Source organism: Mucilaginibacter terrenus, from assembly GCF_003432065.1.
GTDB classification, from domain to species: domain Bacteria; phylum Bacteroidota; class Bacteroidia; order Sphingobacteriales; family Sphingobacteriaceae; genus Mucilaginibacter; species Mucilaginibacter terrenus.
Genome location: NZ_QWDE01000006.1, coordinates 77597 through 97246, shown reverse-complemented (window position 1 = coordinate 97246; position 19650 = coordinate 77597). Strand labels below are relative to the sequence as shown.

The 19650-nt window shown below is 43.9% G+C and carries 19 protein-coding genes; 8 read left to right on the top strand and 11 right to left on the bottom strand.

Going from position 1 to position 19650, the window contains the following annotated elements; translation table 11 throughout:
- Nucleotides 1–496: 496 nt before the first annotated feature.
- The 6 genes from pdhA (at nt 497) to DYU05_RS21560 (ending at nt 6666) form a co-directional block, all read left to right on the top strand.
- On the top strand, nt 497–1492 hold the full coding sequence (gene pdhA / locus DYU05_RS19940) for a pyruvate dehydrogenase (acetyl-transferring) E1 component subunit alpha (protein ID WP_117384932.1): 996 nt from the start codon (nt 497–499) through the stop codon (nt 1490–1492).
- A gap of 36 nt (nt 1493–1528) precedes the next feature.
- A complete protein-coding gene (locus tag DYU05_RS19935; RefSeq protein WP_117384931.1) occupies nt 1529–3241 on the top strand; it encodes a pyruvate dehydrogenase complex dihydrolipoamide acetyltransferase in 1713 nt (570 codons plus the stop codon).
- 90 nt (nt 3242–3331) lie between these two features.
- Nucleotides 3332–4108 (top strand): M90 family metallopeptidase, encoded by a 777-nt coding sequence (locus DYU05_RS19930; protein ID WP_117384930.1) that lies wholly within the window; start codon nt 3332–3334, stop codon nt 4106–4108.
- A 1-nt stretch (nt 4109) separates the two neighbouring features.
- Nucleotides 4110–4820: a uracil-DNA glycosylase family protein gene (locus tag DYU05_RS19925; protein WP_117384929.1), complete on the top strand. Its 711-nt coding sequence runs from the start codon at nt 4110–4112 to the stop codon at nt 4818–4820.
- 51 nt (nt 4821–4871) lie between these two features.
- Nucleotides 4872–5441 carry an RNA polymerase sigma factor gene (locus DYU05_RS19920; RefSeq protein ID WP_117384928.1) on the top strand — a complete coding sequence of 190 codons (570 nt, stop codon included), beginning with the start codon at nt 4872–4874 and terminating at the stop codon, nt 5439–5441.
- On the top strand, nt 5434–6666 hold the full coding sequence (locus DYU05_RS21560; RefSeq protein ID WP_117384927.1) for an energy transducer TonB: 1233 nt from the start codon (nt 5434–5436) through the stop codon (nt 6664–6666). The genes DYU05_RS19920 and DYU05_RS21560 overlap by 8 nt, the downstream gene beginning before the upstream one ends.
- A 1-nt stretch (nt 6667) precedes the next feature.
- Here DYU05_RS21560 and DYU05_RS19910 read toward each other — a convergent pair whose 3' ends face one another.
- The 10 genes from DYU05_RS19910 to DYU05_RS19860 form a co-directional block, all read right to left on the bottom strand.
- Nucleotides 6668–7393, bottom strand: coding sequence for a DUF4197 domain-containing protein (locus DYU05_RS19910; RefSeq protein WP_117384926.1), 726 nt, complete (start codon nt 7391–7393; stop codon nt 6668–6670).
- A 34-nt stretch (nt 7394–7427) separates the two neighbouring features.
- Nucleotides 7428–8459 carry an inorganic phosphate transporter gene (locus DYU05_RS19905; RefSeq protein WP_117384925.1) on the bottom strand — a complete coding sequence of 344 codons (1032 nt, stop codon included), beginning with the start codon at nt 8457–8459 and terminating at the stop codon, nt 7428–7430.
- Between the two features lie 20 nt (nt 8460–8479).
- The gene (locus DYU05_RS19900; RefSeq protein ID WP_117384924.1) at nt 8480–9130 is read right to left on the bottom strand and encodes a DUF47 domain-containing protein; all 651 of its coding nucleotides are present in this window, start codon (nt 9128–9130) and stop codon (nt 8480–8482) included.
- Nucleotides 9131–9176: 46 nt separating this feature from the next.
- Nucleotides 9177–10241, bottom strand: a complete 1065-nt coding sequence (locus DYU05_RS19895) for a sensor histidine kinase (RefSeq protein ID WP_117384923.1) — start codon at nt 10239–10241, stop codon at nt 9177–9179.
- An 82-nt stretch (nt 10242–10323) separates the two neighbouring features.
- Nucleotides 10324–10857 (bottom strand): YceI family protein, encoded by a 534-nt coding sequence (locus tag DYU05_RS19890; RefSeq protein WP_117384922.1) that lies wholly within the window; start codon nt 10855–10857, stop codon nt 10324–10326.
- Between the two features lie 57 nt (nt 10858–10914).
- On the bottom strand, nt 10915–12222 hold the full coding sequence (locus tag DYU05_RS19885) for a carbohydrate porin (RefSeq protein ID WP_117384921.1): 1308 nt from the start codon (nt 12220–12222) through the stop codon (nt 10915–10917).
- A 23-nt stretch (nt 12223–12245) separates the two neighbouring features.
- A complete protein-coding gene (locus DYU05_RS19880) occupies nt 12246–12890 on the bottom strand; it encodes an HD domain-containing protein (RefSeq protein WP_117384920.1) in 645 nt (214 codons plus the stop codon).
- Nucleotides 12891–12950: 60 nt separating this feature from the next.
- The gene (locus DYU05_RS19875) at nt 12951–13190 is read right to left on the bottom strand and encodes a helix-turn-helix domain-containing protein (protein ID WP_117384919.1); all 240 of its coding nucleotides are present in this window, start codon (nt 13188–13190) and stop codon (nt 12951–12953) included.
- Nucleotides 13191–13579: 389 nt separating this feature from the next.
- The gene (locus DYU05_RS19865) at nt 13580–14074 is read right to left on the bottom strand and encodes a hypothetical protein (protein WP_117384917.1); all 495 of its coding nucleotides are present in this window, start codon (nt 14072–14074) and stop codon (nt 13580–13582) included.
- Nucleotides 14075–15247, bottom strand: coding sequence for a THUMP domain-containing class I SAM-dependent RNA methyltransferase (locus DYU05_RS19860; protein ID WP_117384962.1), 1173 nt, complete (start codon nt 15245–15247; stop codon nt 14075–14077).
- Nucleotides 15248–15330: 83 nt separating this feature from the next.
- On the opposite strand from DYU05_RS19860, the gene DYU05_RS19855 reads away from it, so the two are divergent.
- Both DYU05_RS19855 and DYU05_RS19850 read left to right on the top strand, forming a co-directional pair.
- Nucleotides 15331–15690 (top strand): DUF3127 domain-containing protein, encoded by a 360-nt coding sequence (locus tag DYU05_RS19855; protein WP_117384916.1) that lies wholly within the window; start codon nt 15331–15333, stop codon nt 15688–15690.
- 118 nt (nt 15691–15808) lie between these two features.
- Entirely contained in the window at nt 15809–16507 is a 699-nt protein-coding gene (locus DYU05_RS19850; RefSeq protein WP_117384961.1) for a ComF family protein, read from the top strand.
- Nucleotides 16508–16520: 13 nt separating this feature from the next.
- Here the strand turns inward: DYU05_RS19850 and DYU05_RS19845 are convergent, their stop codons facing one another.
- The gene (locus tag DYU05_RS19845) at nt 16521–19649 is read right to left on the bottom strand and encodes a PAS domain S-box protein (protein WP_117384915.1); all 3129 of its coding nucleotides are present in this window, start codon (nt 19647–19649) and stop codon (nt 16521–16523) included.
- Nucleotide 19650 lies beyond the last annotated feature (1 nt).

Sequence of the window (19650 nt, the reverse complement as noted above, 5' to 3'; positions counted from 1 at the left end):
TTTTTAAACCAATGTTAATAAAATATTGCCAAAGTAAAATTTAAGGGCTTGCTGATACCTTATAACTCTTTGAATTTCAATGGCGTAAATAGGCGACGACTTTTTATTACGAAAGTGGCTATCAGAAGGATGATTATGGACAATATTGGTTGAAAATAATTTTAGTTTAAATATAAATTTTGGCATAGCAGGAATGAACTGCTGATTGCTATTATCCAGAGTCGACTACTGATGTTGATTATATTGTTTTATTACCACCACATATTGTAAGGTCGCTCACAAAGAATATTATGCGTACATAGCTTTGCTCGGTGTTAAAACGCGTACATTGTACACCAGTCCGAATGTTATTTTGCAGTTGCCCGTATACAGCTATTTGCCTGTATGATTGCTAAATTCATCTGAAAGAAAACTTTACAACAAATTCGTTGCAGTTTCTGTTATTTGCAGGATATAATTAGATTTGCACATTCTCTTAAGCATTTTTATTGACTAAATGAGTTCCATCGAAATAACTAAAGACACCTACCTGATGTGGTATGAGTCTATGCTCCTGATGCGGAAATTTGAAGAAAAAACTGGTCAGTTATATGGTCAGCAAAAAATCCGCGGATTTTGTCACCTCTATATTGGTCAGGAAGCTGTTTTAGCTGGTGCCATGTCGGTTATCAGGCATGAAGACAGTCTAATTACCGCATACCGCGACCACGCTCACGCGCTTGCCAAAGGTACCAGCCCAAAAGCAGTAATGGCCGAAATGTATGGTAAGATCACCGGCTGCTCAAAAGGTAAAGGTGGCTCAATGCACATGTTTGATAAAGAAAACAACTTCTATGGCGGACACGGCATAGTGGGCGGGCAGGTACCACTGGGTGCAGGTATAGCCTTTGCAGAAAAATATAAAGGTACTGACAACGTAAACATTGTTTACATGGGTGATGGCGCTGTACGCCAGGGTGCCCTTACCGAAACATTTAACATGGCCGCTTTGTGGAAACTGCCTGTTATATTTATATGTGAGAACAATGGCTATGCGATGGGAACATCGGTAGCACGTACTACTATACAGCCGGATATCTATAAACTAGGCTTACCATATGGTATACCATCGTCACCTGTTGACGGTATGGATCCTGTTGCTGTACACAATGCAATGGACGAAGCAGTTTCACGTGCGCGCCGCGGCGAAGGCCCTACTTTCCTTGAAATGCGTACTTACCGTTTTAAAGGCCACTCTATGAGCGATCCTCAAAAGTATCGTACTAAAGAAGAACTGGAAAGCTATAAAGCGAAAGACCCGATAGAGGTTGTAAAGCAAGCCATTCAAAAAGAAGGTTATGCTGATGACCAGTGGTTTGAACAAATAGAAGCTAAAATAAAAGCACAGGTTGAGGAAGCGGTAGCATTTGCCGAAGAGTCGCCATGGCCTGACGGTTCTGAGCTGTATACTGATGTATATGTGCAACAGGATTATCCTTACATCCGCGACTAGTTTTATTATATCTACATATAACAATATAAACAGTATATGGCTGAAGTAGTTAAAATGCCAAAAATGAGCGATACCATGACCGAAGGGGTATTGGCTAAATGGCATAAAAAAGTTGGCGACAAGGTGAAATCGGGCGATGTATTGGCCGAGATTGAAACCGACAAAGCCACGATGGATTTTGAATCGTACCAGGACGGCGTTTTATTGTACATTGGTGTACAGGAAGGCGGTGCTGCCCCGGTTGATGCCGTAATTGCCGTTTTAGGCAAAGAAGGCGAAGATTATAAAGCGGCCTTAGATGGTGCCGGAGGCGGTAACGCTGCGCCTGCGAAATCAGAAGAACAACCAGCAGCAGAAGCTAAACCTGCTGCCGTTGAAGATAAAAAACCTGCTGCAACGGCCGAAAAGTCTGCAGCTGCAAAACCTAAGGTAGATACTTCAAGCATTCCGGCTACTGTTATTCGTATGCCGCTGCTAAGTGATACCATGACAGAAGGTACCATTGAAAAATGGAACTTTAAAGTTGGGGACAAAGTAAAAGCTGATGACTCGCTTGCTGATGTAGCTACTGATAAAGCTACAATGGAAGTAGTAGGTTACGAAGAAGGTACCCTGCTGTACATCGGCGTTAAAGAAGGCGAAGCTGCAAAGGTTAATGCAATTATTGCTATTGTTGGTAAAGAGGGTACAGATGTACAGCCTTTGATTGACAATGCCGACGGCAGCGATGGTACATCTACTGCTGCACCTGCAGAAGAAGCTACTACAAGCGTTGCTGAAGAAACCCCGGCTCCTGCTGAAGGTTCTCAGGCTGGTTCATCAGATGATGACAGCCGCGTTAAAGCATCACCGCTAGCCCGTAAGATAGCCAAAGACAAAGGAATAAACCTTAATGATGTAAAAGGCAGCGCAGAAGGCGGCCGTATCATCAAGAAGGACGTTGAAGGCTTTACACCATCTGCAAAACAGGCAGCTGCTACCGAAAGCGCACCTGCTGCAAAACCGCAGGAAACAGCCCAGGCTGCACCGGCAAAAGCACCTATCGTATTGCCAAGCTTTACAGGTGAAGAGAAGTTCAGCGAAAGGCCTGTTACGCAAATGCGTAAGGCAATCAGCCGCCGTTTATCTGAAAGCTTGTTTACTGCACCGCATTTTTATGTGACCATGTCTATAGACATGGATCAGGCTATTGCAGCACGCGTAAAGATGAACGATGTAGCACCTGTAAAAATATCTTTTAACGATTTTGTGGTAAAAGCCTGCGCTGTAGCCTTAAGGCAGCACCCGGCTATCAACTCTTCGTTCTTAGGCGATAAGATCCGTACTAACGAGCATGTACACATTGGTGTAGCCGTTGCGGTAGACGAAGGCTTGTTGGTACCTGTAATTAAATTTGCTGATAACAAATCATTAAGCCACCTTTCTGTAGAAGTAAAAGAGTTTGCCTCAAAAGCCAAGTCCAAAAAATTACAACCTGCAGAAATGGAAGGTTCTACTTTCACCATATCTAACCTGGGCATGTTTGGTGTTGACGAGTTTACGGCCATCATTAACACTCCTAACGCGTGTATACTTGCGGTAAGCGGCATACAGGCAGTACCGGTTGTTAAAAACGGCGCGGTAGTACCTGGCAATGTCATGAAAGTAACCTTGAGTGCAGATCACCGCGTGGTGGATGGCGCAACAGCAGCTGCCTTCTTGCAAACACTTAAGCAATTGCTTGAAGAGCCGGTAAGATTATTAATCTAAACGCGATTTCGCGAGTTTGAATATTAGGAGAGCGACGGGTTTACCCGTCGCTCTTTGTGTTTAAGAACCTTTTATTGTTACCTTGTTCCCATGGTCACATTTATTATACTAATTGCCTTTGTGCTCGTAATCGCTATTGGTAGTAAACGGAAAAACGGCGCTAAGTCAACAGGCAACTTGTTAACTGCCGAACAGAAGCAGCTGTTACAGGCACATGTTAATTTCTACGCTAAACTTAACGATGTGGACAAACTGCGGTTTGAAGATAAAATTGAACATTTTTTTGATGATGTACGGATAGAAGGTGTTGGTCTCGAATTAACTCAATTGGACAGGTTGCTTGTAGCCTCAAGCGCTGTTATCCCCATCTTCGGCTTTGAGGATTGGAGTTTTAGAAATGTTACCAATGTTCTTTTATACCCGGACACGTTTGACAAAGACTTTCAGTTTGAAGGAGAGGATCGTAACATAATGGGCATGGTTGGTAGTGGTTACATGAATGGACAAATGATCCTTTCGCGCCGTGCGCTCGAAAAAGGTTTTTCAAAAAATTCGGGTAAAGAAAATACCGGTATACATGAGTTTGTTCATTTGATTGATAAGGCTGACGGGGCGACAGATGGAGTGCCGGAAGCATTTTTAGTAAATGAATATGTTGAGCCCTGGCTAAAAATGATGCATAAAGAGATAGCACGGATTGAAGACGGGCATTCTGACATTAACCCGTACGCTGTGACTAATGAGGCAGAGTTCCTGGCCGTTACATCAGAGTACTTTTTTACCAAGCCAGATGAGTTTAAAACCAAACACCCGGAATTGTATGATCTGCTGAGTAAAGCATTTGGACAACAACCATCGCAAAAGTAATATGTCGTTTGGCAATAGAGTAATACAGTTTTATAAGGAAGTGGAATATGCCGGGCCGCCGTTGCCATCGGATATCCGCATCATGAATCCTTACAAAGGGGATTCGCAGGTAGCACGAATTTGCAAGGACTTTTATGGCAAGTACTATAATGATGAACGCCCTCGCCACTTAATCCTCGGGATAAATCCCGGCCGGTTCGGAGGCGGGCTAACCGGGATACCTTTTACGGATCCTAAGCGGCTTATCTCAGAATGCAATATAGCTTATGAGGGGAAACTTATGCACGAAACATCCTCTGTATTCATCTATGAGATGATAAACGCTTACGGAGGCCCGGAAGCTTTCTATCAGGATCTCTATATCAATTCGCTTTTTCCACTTGCACTCACCCAAATTGGTGCTAATGGAGAGGAAAAGAATTACAATTATTATGATAGTAAAGAGCTTTGTAATGTTGTAACGCCTTCTATTATTGAGAACATTAGAAAGCAGATAAGCATCGGGTGTTATACTGATGTTTGTTTTTGCTTCGGCACAGGGAAGAACGAAAAGTTTATCAATAAGCTAAACGACGAATACCACTTTTTTGACAGGATAGTCGCCCTGGAGCATCCACGCTTTATAATGCAATATAAAAGCAAATCAAAAGACTTTTACATCAACAAATACCTGGAGGCGTTCGCTGCAGCAACCTCTTCAAAGCCTAAATAACAATGTGTAATTTGGCATAAAGACGCAAAAAAATAATAATTTGCAACTTTAATGAGTTTCTTCAAAAAACCAATTACACCTGTTAACGACGATGATGACAAGCTGGTAGCCGGCTATCGCGCGCATGGCGACCTGGCCGTATTGGGTAAGCTATACGAGCGCCATATGCATCTGGTATACGGTGTTTGTCTTAAATACCTTAAGGACGAGGAGCAATCACAGGATGCTGTAATGGCGATATTTGAAGAACTGGTTACAAAAGTGAGGCAGCACGAGATTAAACAGTTCAAGAGCTGGCTTTATGTGCTCAGCCGTAATTATTGTTTGATGCAATTAAGGGCAGGAAAAAAAATAATTACGGTTGAACTTGAAGAGTTTATGGAATTTGACCCGATTGTGCATCCTGAAGAGAATGGACGCGAAGAATCACTCAATAAACTGGAGCACTGCATGGGTAAATTAACGCCTGCTCAAAAACAAAGCGTGCAATTGTTCTATTTGGAAGAGAGATGTTATAAAGATATAGCCGAGGTTACCGGCTTTACCATGAACGAAGTAAAAAGTTATATACAGAATGGCAAACGTAATTTAAAGATTTGCCTCGAACGGAACGGTGGATAAACAAAGGCACGATATAACCCTTATACAAAAGTACCTCAGCGGGGAACTTGATGCCAAAGCTATGCACCAACTAGAGCGGCAGGCACAGCATGATCCATTCCTGATGGATGCTATAGAAGGTTATGAAGCATCGGCAAACAATCAGTCTGCCAATCTTAGCAGGCTTTCGCAACGTTTGCAGGAAAGAGTGGAAGAGAAGCAGCGCCGCATTATTCCGTGGTGGATGATGGCTGCCGCGGCGGGCGTGATAGGCTTTATGGTGGTGGTTGGGTTACTCTACAATAGGAATAAACCCATCAATGCTCCTTTATCCGCGCGTAACGAGCACTTACCGCCAGCCGATACAATTCCGAAGTCCCTGCCGCCTGCTACGATTGATAGCGTTCCTGTGCTTGCAATCGCACCGCCACGTACAAAGGAGACTAAAGCAGCTCGTCAGTATAGAAACGACCGCACCCTTGTGGAAAGCGAAACCCCCCAAATTACTGATACAACCAGGACGATCGCCGCCCAGCCACAGGCTTCAGCCTCATCTGAGTTGCCGTTGGATGAGCGTGTAATGGACGTTATTGCCAAGCAAAGAGATTCCGGTGAAATGCCCGCGGTAGTTGCGATCAGCAAAAAGCCACTTTCGCAGCCATTAACAGGTAAAGTGGAGGGTGTAACCAAAAAGGAGCGTGAAGGCAGGCCGGAATATAACAATCGCTACTACCTGGGGGACCTTGCTACCGTACAGCCCCCGAAGGTTGATGTAAAGAGTAAAGTTATTGCGGCTGAAAACAATCCGGTTGCCGCTACCGGCACCGGGCTTGCTGCGCCTTCTCAATCAACAAGCCGCTTTAAAACTTCCACAGCAAAGGATTCGGCAAATACCTCAATGGGTTACATAGGATCCGCCAATGGGAAAGATGCAGGTTCGCAATTGGCAGAAGTTACGGTGGTACGAGCAGAGAGTACTGCACGCCCCCTAATAGGTATGGAGGCTTACAACGCTTACATAGCTCAACAGGCGGTGCTACCGGCGGGAGAGAAAACAGGTGACGTAAAATTGAAGTTTGACGTAAGCCCGAACGGAACCATCAGCAATATAAGCGTAGTAAAAAGCCTTAGCTCCATTGCTGATGCTAAGGCCAGGAGTATTGTTTCCAACGGCCCATCATGGAAAGGCAATGATAGCGGAAAGTCACAGCAGGTACTCTTCACTGTAACATTCCGCTCGTTGTAAGTTATCTTTTATTCTTATCGTAATAACCAAACACTTTCTGTAGTAAAGGGGTGGTTCTGGCAGAGAGGTTTTGCCTGATATTAAGCTCTTCTTTAGCTATCTCGTAAAACAAGCCATCTATGGCTTTTTGTGTAACATAGTCGGTTATGTCCGGGTTGATCTTGCTTACCAATGGTATTTTGTTGTAAGCCGCGGCTGCATCACCGTAGTATTTGGTGGCACCTACCTTGTTCAAACTGTTCTGAATAACAGGCTTAAAGCTGGATGATAATTGCAAAGTAGTGGTGCGTTTGAAGTACTGTGTAGCAGCATCCTGGTTGCCAAGCAAAATGTTGGTGACATCCTGTATGGTCATCTGCTTTATTGCATTCACAAATATAGGTTTAGCACCTTTGGCTGCATCTTCTGCAGCCCGGTTGAGCGACAACACTACATTGTCTGCCAGTTTACCCAAGCCAATACTGCGGAGGGTTTTTTCAACCTTCTGGGCTTCCGGTGGAAAAAGAATTTTTACGGCAGCATTTGCAAAAAAGCCATCAACGGTAGAAAGTTGGTCAGAGCTTTTACCTGTACCTATTTCCAGCGCCTGTTTAAGGCCGTTACTGATCTCGAGGTTTGTAGGGTTACCGTATTGCTGAATGGTTGTTTGAGCTACCTGGTTAAGCGTATCGCAGCTGGTTGCGGTGAAAAGCAGGATCGGAAATAATAGGAGTAAGGCTTTTTTCATGCCGGCAGTAAAGCAAAAGTACTGCCAATTAAGTTTAAGATAAAGCCCGTACCAGTACAAACACTAATCCTGCAAGCAGCGCGGAAATCGGGATGGTAATTATCCACGCCCATACGAGGTTTATAGTAACGCCCCAGCGTACAGCAGATACCCTTTTTGTAAGGCCCACACCAATAATAGAGCCTGTAATGGTATGTGTTGTAGATACCGGTATACCAAAGTTTTCGGTAATGAACAGGGTGATAGCACCTGCAGATTCTGCAGCTACACCTTCAAGCGGCGTAACCTTAGTTATTTTGGTGCCCATGGTTTTTACAATCTTCCAGCCGCCAGACATGGTACCCAGTGCAATTGCGCTGTAGCAAGCTACAGGTATCCAGTTTGGCATTGGTGTACCGGTTTTAATTACCTGGGATGATACAAGGGCAACGTAAATAATACCCATAACCTTCTGCGCATCGTTACCACCATGCGCAAAGCTTAATGCTGCCGATGATATCAGCTGACCACTTTTAAACCATTTTTCGGCCTTAACAGGCTTGGCGTTCTTGCAAATATGCAGGATGAGGATGGTCACCATATATGCAATAAACAAACCTATAAACGGGGCTAAAAAGATGTAGGCAATAGTAGTAAGCACCACCTTGGCATTCACTGCGGCGAAGGCGTTGGCGCCCATAAACATAGCGTTGGTCATGCCTGCACCGGCAAAGCCACCTATAAGCGTGTGCGATGAGCTTGAGGGGATACCAAACCACCAGGTGATAAGGTTCCAGGTGATGGCGGCAACAAGGCCGGCCAGTACCACTTGCATGGTTATAAACTGTTCCAGTACGGTTTTGGCTACTGTATTTGCAACGGAAAAATTACCCCCGTGGAAACCCCAGTACCGTACGGCAAAATAAGCAAGGAAGTTGAAGAATGCAGCCCAAAGTACTGCCTGGAAAGGCGTTAAAACCTTGGTAGAAACAATTGTAGCAATGGAGTTGGCAGCGTCGTGAAAGCCGTTTATAAAATCAAATATAATGGCCAGGCAAACTACAACAACAAGCAGGGTGGTTACCATGTAAAAAGTTTAAGGTATGCTTAGGCGTTTTTAACTAAAATAGATTCCATCACGTTGGCAGCATCCTCGCACATATCTGTAGCCGTTTCCAGCGCAGCCAGTATCTCTTTGTATTTAATTAGTTTAATAGCGTCGGTCTCGTACAGGAAAAGATCTGCAACAGCACGGTCAAACACGTAGTCGGCCTGGTTTTCTACGCTGTTAATGCGGATACAAGAATCGGCAATCGCACGCACGTTCTTCAAGTCTTTCAGTTCGCGTACAGCTTTTTCAAGGTCACCGCTGGCCTGCAGAATAAGGTCAGACAGTTTGCGAATGTGCTCGTTATAATCTTCTATTTTATACAGGCTCATCCGGTTTGATGCACCATGTATATAATCAGCTACGTCATCTATCGCGGTGGCCAGCGAGTGTATATCTTCACGGTCAAACGGGGTAATGAAGTTCTTGCCCAGTTCCAGGTATATCTGGTGGGTAAGTTCGTCACCTTTGTTTTCCAGCTTATCTATCTGGCGAAACAGTTCTTCTTGTGTAACCGGGTTAGTAGAGTTTACAGCTTCTACCAGTATAGTAGCCATAGTTACAACGTTGCTTGCTGCCTGCTCAAAAAGCGGGAAGAAAGTTTTTTTATCCTTAGGGACAAAGTATTGAAAGATACTGTTAAGAGACATTGTTATTAAATTTCAGTAAAGGTACGGATGCAATGTTAAATTAATGTTAACTTTTTAACACGGGTATATTGGGGAATGGCAAGGCCTGCTTAACTTTTTGCAGTGTAAAGCCGAAGGTAGATCCTACACCCTCTGTGCTTCTTACGTTAATGTTTTGCTGATGCGCTTCTACAATGTGCTTAACAATAGCCAGGCCCAGGCCCGATCCGCCAATCTGCCGGGAGCGGCTCGTATCGGTACGGAAGAACCGCTCAAATAGCCGCGGCAGGTTCTTTTCTTCAATGCCAAGCCCGTCATCAGTTACTTCTACCAACACCTGGTCATGCAGGGTAAACAGGCTTACAGATGTACTTCCGCCTTCCTTGCCGTATTTAAAGGAGTTATCTATAAGGTTAACCAGTACCTGTCGTATCTTCTCGCGATCGGCATTTACGTAAATACCGTCGTCATACTTCTGTTTAAATATTAGCTTGATGTTGTGATCCCTGGCCTTAAACTCCAGCGATTCAAACACTTCTTTTATAAGATCATTAATTTTAAACTTGCTGTAATTAATCGGGATCTCGCCTGATTCCAGTTTAGATATCTCATCAAGGTCTTTAATCAGATAGCTTAGGCGGTCTACATTTTTTGAAGCCTTTTTCAAAAACTGTTCTGCCATTTCGCGGTCGTCAAAACCATCGTCCTGCAGGGCTTCTATATAACCCTGTATAGCAAACAGCGGAGTCTTAAACTCATGAGAGATGTTAGAGAGGAAGTCCCGTCGAAATTTTTCCTGTTTACGCAGATCGTCAATCTCCGTTTTCTTAATCCGTGCCCACTCTTTTACCTCATTCTCCACATCTTTAATAGGGTTGGCGGTTACATGTTCGCCAAGGGCATCTCTCAAATCGCGGCCCAGTTTTAAGTTGTGGATAAGCTTATAAATAAGCTTGATACGCGAATAGATATACTTTTCGATAAGATAGTAAAATACGATATAACTGCTGATCAAAGTCACCAGGAAGGTGATGATCATATCGTACCACTTGTGCTGAAAATAATAGTTTACTGCCGACAAGCTGATAGCTACAGCCGCGGAATTGATGAGAACGAGCACACGCAAATTCATACACAAAGGTACACTTTGGAAATGAATGAAATAACAACCTGCTCCAGCCTCTGGTATTAAGTTATTGTTACTAATTAAAGTACTACTTGCTTACTTCGGCTTCTATAGTAATGGTAGCTTCGTCTGCCAGTACCAAACTGCTGCCACCCACGCCAAAATTTTTACGGTTGATTTTGAAGGAGCCCTTTACAACTGCTGTGCCTCCAGCTTCGGTGTAGGTGAATGGTACAGTTACCTGTTTGGTTTTGTCTTTAATGGTTAAGTTAAACTGACCAGTGTAGTTGTTGCCGCTATTGTGTTTAAAAGAAATAGAGCGCATTGTTATCTTAGGGTACTTAGCAACATCAAAGTAATCCTCTCCCTTTAGGTGATTGTCGCGCATCTCGTTATCGGTGTTAATAGATGCACTCTCTGCCGTGGCGTCTATCTTGCTTTTGGCAAGGTCTGAGGGTACAAACTGAACGTCGGCCTGTACGGTCCCTATCTTACCGCCGGTATTTATGCCCATGTTCTTTATCTTAAACGTTACCGAAGCTTTTGTAAGGTTGTTGGCAACCTGCGCAAAGCTGCTGAGTGTTACTGTTAAGATTAATATTGCTAAACTGAGTTTCTTCATTATACCGGGCGTGTATTTGGTGTGACTTTACTTTAGTGTTTTGGTTTAACTGATCAGCTAAAACTCTACATGCGCGCGCAGAGAGAAAACGTTTACCGGGCCGCGGTCTTTGTTATAAGCGGGGTTGGCAATAAACTGGTAATCGGGCGATAGCCATAGCTTTTTTTGATAAGCATTAATTTTATAATAAACCTCGGCAATCAATTCGGTGCTGTAGTTGAGCCGCCCGTCGCCTATGATAAAGCCGTAACCGCCCGCTTTCAGGTAATCGCGGTGCGGTGCAGATAGGCCGTTGCCAACAAATGCCAGGCCCAGTTCATCATCTCCACGGTTCCAACTGCCGCCCCTTAATACAGCCCCTAAACTTACAGACCGGTCTATTTCCGTAAAGGCCCAGGTCTCGGTCTTGCCATCATTCCAGCTTGCCTTGGCAAATACACCAAAGTCTCTGCTGAGGTATTGGTCGGCACTGATGCCAAAGCCGTACTTGTGCTTGCCGTAAGTAAGGGTAGTATCTACAATGGGGTTAACGGGGTTTAGCGCTAAAGCGTCTCTGTAAACACCCATTTTGCCATTGTTACGGAAACCAAGGATGCGTACTGTGCCGTTGCGGCCGTTCAGTTTATACCGTTTCTCGTATTCCAGGGTTTGCGTATTGGCGCGACTTACGCGCTGGTCCCATATTGCACCGTTTGCAGAGGTGGTTGTCATGGTGAAGGCAAATCGCAACGCCCATGTAGGCTGCCCCAGCTCGGCCATTGCGCCCATTACGTAACCACGGGTATTGGCCGGGTAGTCCCATGCCGCATTATCCATCAATGCCCAGTTCATGAACTGAGAGCGGGCATCATGGCTGAATTCGTTACCGTCGAAAAAATCTGCCATGCCAAATTTGCCGACCGTAAAATTTAGGTAACGCTTGCTGCGCAGGCCGCCGAGCTGGTTCACATCGTCTGCCAGGGTGTCTTTATCATTGCCCCACCCGAAGGTTTGGGTAAAGTAAAGGCGGGCTATGTATATCTTGGGTTCGGCACCGCCTACCCTGAAGGTTTCACCATTTGGAAAACCGGCAACGCCAAGTGTTTTACTTAATCCGGAACCGCCAGACATCTCCGGATTAAAATATGCCGTTGCTCCTTTCCACAGCCGTGCACCGCCAAATAAAGTTGTGGTAAGCGACGTTTGCGTTTCGCTGTTGGTAAGCAGGCTGTTTGCTCCGGAATAGTTGGCGCTAAAAGATGGCTTAGCTTGTGTAATAACGGTTTGCTGGAAGTGCAGGTTAAAACGCTGCTGTTTTAAAGTATCCTGCGCCCGGGCATATTGTCCGGCGAGCAGCGCGGCTAATAAGAGTAAGGTTTTGTTCATAACAGGCGTTTTATAATATTGAGTTATTGTACTTCGCTATAAAACTGCTGCAGGTAACTGAGCATAAAGTTGTGCCGTTGCTGAGCCAACTGCTTGCCGGTGGAGGTATTCATTTTGTCTTTGAGCAACAGCAGCTTTTCATAAAAGTGGTTAATTGTTGGCGCAGCGGAGTTTTTGTATTCCTCTTTGCTCATGTTTAGGTTGGGTTCAATTTCGGGGTTGTACAATTCGCGCCCCTTGAAACCTCCGTAGGTAAATGCGCGGGCAATACCAATGGCACCTATTGCATCCAGCCGGTCGGCATCCTGTACAATGGCAAGCTCTGTTGAGTGAAAGGACGGCTTATCAAAGCTCGCTTTAAAAGACATGTACCGGATGATCTGCTGAACATGCTCTATAATAGCCGCGTTTACGTTAATGCTTTTTAAGTAATCACCTGCGGTGCGCGGGCCAATTTCCTCATCGCCTCCGTGAAATTTGCTGTCAGCAATATCATGCAGCAGTGCAGCAAGTTCTACGGTGAGCAGATGGCAGCTTTCGCCTGCTGCAATGCGCCTGGCGTTGGTGTGTACCCGTTGTATGTGCCACCAGTCATGCCCGCCTTCGGCGTCGCTAAGGGTTTGTTTTACAAAAGCTATAGTTTGCCCTACTATATCTGCGTCGCTCATCAAATTTTGTTTGCGGCAAATATATTAAGGGATATTGATAACCCTGAAAATTATTGCGGGTCAGGCAGCTTCGGCTTTATCTGCTTTAATGAGGTCCATCAGCTCGGTTTCCAAAACTTCAGCTATCTGGAAAAGACGTTCCAATGTGATCTTGGTGTAGCCAAGTTCTATTTTGCTATATGCGTTCTGTGAAATTTTAAGTTTGGCTGCAAGATATTCCTGGGTATAGTTTAATTCTTCGCGTTTATTACGAATGTTAGCAGCAACGGCTTTAACTTTGAAACTTAGCAGATTCTTCATCTTTTTTAATTGTCGGAGGTCAATAATCGTATACTAACGAGAAGCGGATGAGTACGGATTTCTTTTTGTTAGGTTTAAATTAATTTTTTTTCCGAACGATGAAATCATTTGGCGCTGACTGGCGCCCGGGCAGTATTTGGCACGTGTTGTAAAAGGGAGATTTGCTACCTGTAATTTACCCTATACAATGCAAATAAATTTCAATTTAGCACTGTGAAATCGTGTGATTTTTAAAGGTGCCTGCACGAATTTTAAGCCAAAAACAGGCATAATGATGCTATTTGACGCCTTTTTTAACGGGACTGAAAAAGTGTTCAAAAACGCTTTTTTACCGCCGGGCACAAAAAAGCTGAACACTTTTCACATTTTGGCCCCGTTAACGTTGCTTGTTAAAGGTCGTACTTAACCACTACTACAGGCAGCAGGGTAGCGGCGTTTAGTGGCAGCTGGTCTTTAGTGAGGATAGGTTTACGTTGTTTAAAATAGGCGTAAGCAGCTTTCTGAACTTCGGCCACACCTGTAGCGGGTGCATTATAGCTTATTGAAAACGGTATAATAAAATCGTGAAACTTCTCTTTATTAGGGATGATCCATTTTTTGTTAGACTTTCTAAGTGCTTCTATTACAGGAAGAGTAAGCATGTAATCATCTGCATAGTAGATCACAATCTTCTGTATCTGTCCGCTGATATCGGCAGTGAATTTGATAACAGCCATGCCGCTTGCCTTTTTATCTTTTATATCCTGGCCTACCTGCAGGCTATCGGTAAAGAACCTAATCATGATAGGGCTTCCACCCTGAAAAGGAAACGCAAGATCACCTTCCTGCGCTTTCGCAAGGGCTGATGAAAGTATAAACAGGGCAATTATCAGGAGCTTTTTCATTTATTCTGCTTTTGGTTCGCGTTTAGTGCCTTCGTACAGTTCGTACTCAAAAAGGCGGCAGTCCAGCTTACCGTTATAAAATTCTATTTTCCGGGCAGCCTTTAAGCCAATCTTTTTGGCCAGGTCAGGATTGCCGGTGAATACATAACCACTTTTTCCTAAACACTTTTGTTTCAGGAAATCGCCTATGCGTTTATAAGTTATTTCCAGCTTAGTATGGGTTCCTAAACGCTCTCCATACTCGGGGTTAAACATTATAATGCCCGGGCCTTCGGGTACTTCTGTATCTGCAAAATCACAAACAGCAAAGTCTATCAAATGTTCTACACCTGCTGTATTGGCGTTCTTTCGGGCAATATCTACGGCATCATCTGAGATGTCTGTAGCTATTATTTTAAAGTTGATGGCCTTTTTGGCTTTGTCTTTAAGAGTGCGGCGTTCTGTAAAAAACACCTGCTCATCATACCCCAATATGTGCATAAAGCCGTAATTCATCCGAAACAGGCCTGGGTGTTTATCGGTTGCAAGCAGTGCTGCTTCTATAGCAAGCGTACCCGAGCCGCACATTGGGTTTACAAAAGTGCTTTGACGATCCCAACTGGTCGACATGATAGTGGAAGTAGCAAGTGCTTCCAGCATCGGCGCTTTGCCGGGTATTTTACGATAGCTGTGTTTGGCCAGGGTCTCGCCTGATGTATCAATAAAAACATCGGCCTTATTGTCCTGCCAGTAGAGATGTACAACAGTTTTATTTGCATCTGCACCAGAATTTGGACGGATACCTTTCTTTTGCTTTATCCTGTCTACAATGGCATCTTTTACCTTTACATTGGCAAATAGCGGCGTTAGGATATGCTTGTTGTTAACATTGGAAGTAACAGAAAAATACCCGGAAAAATCAATCAGATCCTCCCATTCTATTTTCACCAGTTCGTTATAAAGCTCATCCGGGTTCTCTGCTTCAAAACTCTTTAAAAGGTAAAGTATTTGACTAGCACAGCGCAGGTTAAGGTTTAGCGGGATGGTGTCTGTAACAGTTCCCTGCAGCTCTACGCCGGTTTGGAAAACACGGGTTGGTTCAAACCCAAGGGCTTCTACTTCCTGCTTTAAATATGGCGACAAACGCTTATTGCAGGTGATGATGATCTTACTTTCGTTGTGGAAAACTTGCATATAATAATTGGCGAATTTATGAATAAAAAGCCGCCGTTTTAATTTCATACTCTTAACTTTACATTTTAAATATTTCGGAAGCAATGGAGATCAAAGGTAAAGTACACGAAGTGGGCCCAACTGCCCAGGTGACAGAATCACTTAAGAAACGAGAATTAATAGTTGAATATATCGAGAACCCACAATATCCTGAGTATTTAAAGTTCGAGGCAATACAGGATCGTTGCGCACTGCTTGACAATATTAAGGTTGGTGACGATGTGGAGGTTTTCTTTAACCTGCGCGGACGCCCATGGACAGATAAAACAGGCAAAAAAAGCTATTTTAACTCAATGCAACTTTGGAAAATAAATGTGTTAAGTGGTGGTGCATCTGCAGCTCCGCAGTATGCTGCTCCTGCTGATATTAGCTCAGCACCAGATGATGATGATTTGCCATTCTAAGTTATCTTAGATTAATGGTTACTATACAGGATCCCGGCTAAACTAAATTGGCCGGGATTTTTGTTTACCAAGAATTGATATATAAAAACAGAGAAGATAATCTGCTATCTTCATGCTCATGAACGCTGTTCGCTCCTATTTTAACGATTTCTTCTCGCTCATTTTTCCGGAGCTTTGTGCCGCGTGCCATGTTACGCTTGTATCTAGCGAACACGTTATCTGTACACATTGTCTGTATAATTTACCTTATACAAATTTTCACGAACAGCCCGATAATATAGTAGCGCAACAATTTTGGGGTAAGCTGCCGGTTGCGGGCGCTTACGCATTGTACTATTTTAATAAGGGTAGTAATGTTCAGCGGATGATGCACCATTTTAAATATGATGGTATGCATGGCATTGGAAATGCGCTTGGTGCCATTGCAGGGCAGCAGCTGAATAAAAGTGAGGTTTTTAAGAACGTGGATTACATTATACCTGTTCCATTACATAACAAACGATTGCGCGAGCGTGGTTATAATCAGAGCGAGTGTTTTGCCGATGGGCTTGCAAGCAAGATGGACGCGACAGTGCTTGCCAACAATCTGGTTCGTACAGTGTCTACTAAAACGCAAACCCGAAAATCCCGCTTCTCAAGATTTGAAAATATGCAACAAGTATTTGCCGTAAAGCACCCGCAGCAATTACAAAATAAACATGTCTTGTTAGTGGATGATATTGTAACTACCGGCTCCACCCTGGAGGCGTGCGGTGCAGAATTGCTTAAGATACCTCAACTCACGCTAAGCATTGCTACCATCGCTTACGCGGTGTAGTCAATGTTAATCTTTATTGTTTTTGGTATCTGCTGAGTTTATCGTGCAATGTAGCAGGATCGAATGGCTTTAGTATATAGTCGTTCATGCCGGCGTTCTCTATTTCACCCATCTGATTACTTAGCATAGAGGCGGTAAGCGCTATTATTGGCAAGTTCTGGAAATACGGATCGTTAAAAGTGCGGATAACGCCGGTAGCTTCAAGTCCGCCCATTATAGGCATATGGATGTCCATTAGCACCACATCAAAATTCTTATGTTCCTGAAGCTTATCGATAGCTTCCTGACCATTTTCGGCAAAGTCTGCAGTGGCGCCCCATTTTTTAAGCACCTTATTTATAAGTAGCCTGTTTATTTGGTTATCATCAACCACCAGCACATGGATATTGAGCCCTGTTTCCACTTTGTTGTTATTATTTACGGTTTGGTCTTCCAGCTTTTTAAAAGTTATTGTAAACCAGAAAGTAGAGCCCCGTCCAGGTACGCTGTCAACGTTAATCCTGGAATCGTGCAACTCTATTAATCGTTTACTAATAGCCAATCCCAAGCCTGTACCACCGTAATTTCTGGTGGTATCAGCCTCAGCCTGCTTAAAAGATTCAAAGATGGTATTTAATTTGTCTTTTGCAATACCAATTCCAGTATCAGAAACTGCAAAACGTATCCTTACAGACTTCGTATCCTGTTCTATAACCTTCAAGTCGATATCCACACCTCCCGCTGATGTGAATTTAACCGAATTGCTTACCAGGTTCAGCAGTATTTGAACCAATCTGGCCCTATCACCAATAACAAAAGCCGGTATACTCTCTTCTATATTACTACGCAGATATATGCCGTTTTCCTGTGCTTTATACTGCATTGACAGCGTAACGCCCTCAATCATTTCTCTAACGTTTACCCTAGCTTTTTCAAGCTCGATATTGCCAGTCTCAATTTTTGTAAAATCCAGTACATCATTAATCAGCGTCATCAGGTTCTCGGCCGAAAACTTAAGAATGTTCAGGTTCTCTTTTTGAGACTCAGACGGATTGTCGTTCATCAACAAATGCGACATGCCGATTACAGCATTAAGCGGCGTACGTATCTCATGGCTCATTACGCCAATAAACATATCTTTTGCTCTGCTTAATTGTATAGCCTCTTCTTTTGCAGTGATAAGTTCAAGTTCAGCTTTTTTCTTTGCAGTAATATCAAGTATAACTTCAATGTACTTATCTACTTTCCCTGCATCATTGGTGATAACTGAGTTAATTACAGATATCCATATTGGGGTGCCATCTTTTTTGTAAACCAGTAAATCGACTTCAAAGGATTGCTTTTTCTCAGACAGTTCCCTTGCTTTAGAAATAATTGAAACGTCGGTCAGTTCCCCTTTCAAAACATCACCTAAATGGCCACCTTCAACATCAGCAAGCGAATAGCCTGTTATACTTTCAAACGCATCATTTACCCATTCTACTTTGCCGCTGCTATCGTTTATAACCACCCCGCTGGTTGCTTTACTTGCAACTAGCGAAAGCATGTTTAACTGTTCCTCGGTTTGTTTACGTGCGGTTACATCAACCATAACACCAATTTGCCGCTCTACCTGCCCTACCTCGTTAAACAGCGGACTGTTAGTTATAAATACCCAGGTAGGGGTACCGTCCTTTTTGTAGATTTTTAACTCGACCTCGTAAGACTTATTCTGCTTTACGGCGTCCAAGGCTTTTTCAAACACCCGCATGTCGGTGTCTTCTCCAAGGAGTTTTGTGCCCATGGTTTGGCCCCTTAGCTCATCCAGCGTATAGCCAATGATGTGCGACATTGAGTCATTCATCCAAATGATCTTACCTTCCGCATCACGGATCATAATGCCGCTTGGCGACTTCCTGGCAGCAAATGAGAGTATCTCCACATCCTGTTCGGCGCGTTTGCGGCTGGTAATATCAATAATTATGCGGATGAATTTTTCTATCTTACCAGTAGGGCCATAAATGATAGAATTGGTTACCGAGATCCAAAGAGCCCTGCCATCTTTAGTGGTTATCGATAGCTCCACTTCGTATGAACGCTTATTTTGAAGTGCATCTATAAGTTCGTTCTCAGCATTCTGGTCTTTAGGCTTGCCTTTTAAAACATCTCCTAAAAACCGTCCCTCAACATCTTTAATATTGTAACCGGTGATATCTTCAAAAGCCGCGTTGGTCCATAGTACCTTATCTTCTGCGTCGCTTATCAGAACGCCGTTCTTAATTTTACTGGCAACCAGTGAGAGCTGTTCTGTTTGGGTAAGCAGGTTTTTTTGGTAAGTAACGTCGCGGCCGCTTGCATACCATTTGCCATTCTTGTTCACAGCTGTCCAGCTGATCCACTTCATTTCGCCGGTTGAGGTAACGGCTTGCGTATCAAGTTCAAACGGCTCATGCGAGGCTACAGCCTTTTCTATAAGGGGAGCAAATTGTTCGCGGTTTTGGCCTGCTACAAATGACCATAACGATTTGCCAACGGCTTGTTCCGGACTGTAGCCCAGGATGTCGCTTACGCAGTTATTTATTAATTCGATGTTGGAATCGGCACCTGCAATGAAGTGTATTTCAGATGAACTGTTAAAGAGCGTGTAAAAATCTTTATGTGCCTGCAAGCTTTGCTCCAGTTCCTTCTTTTGCTTGCGGAGGATGAGGTGACTCATCACCTCGTCGGCCAGGGTGCTTAAGGCATCCTTTTGCTCGTCGCTTAGGTGTTTCGGCTGCTGGTCGAAAACGCAAAGGGTTCCAATACAGTAGCCATCCGGATCAATCAACGGCGCGCTGGCGTAAAATCGAATATGGAAGTTTCCGGTAACCATTTCTGTTTCGCAAAACAATTCGTTTTGAGAAGCATCAGGCACTTCTACCAGTTCTTTCTTTAGGATTGTGTGGCGGCAAAAAGAATCGACTTTAGGAATAAAGTCAATATCGTAACCCACTTTGGATTTAAACCACTGTCGGTCATTATCAATAAAGGTAATAAAGGCTAGCGGCGCCTGGCATATATAGGAGGCCAGGCGCGCAATAGCATCATACTCTTTTTCGGGCAGCGAATCGAGAATGTCGTACGAATGCAGAGCGGTTAAGCGTCCGCTTTCTTCGTTTTCTTTCATACCCTGCCCTACAGCCATT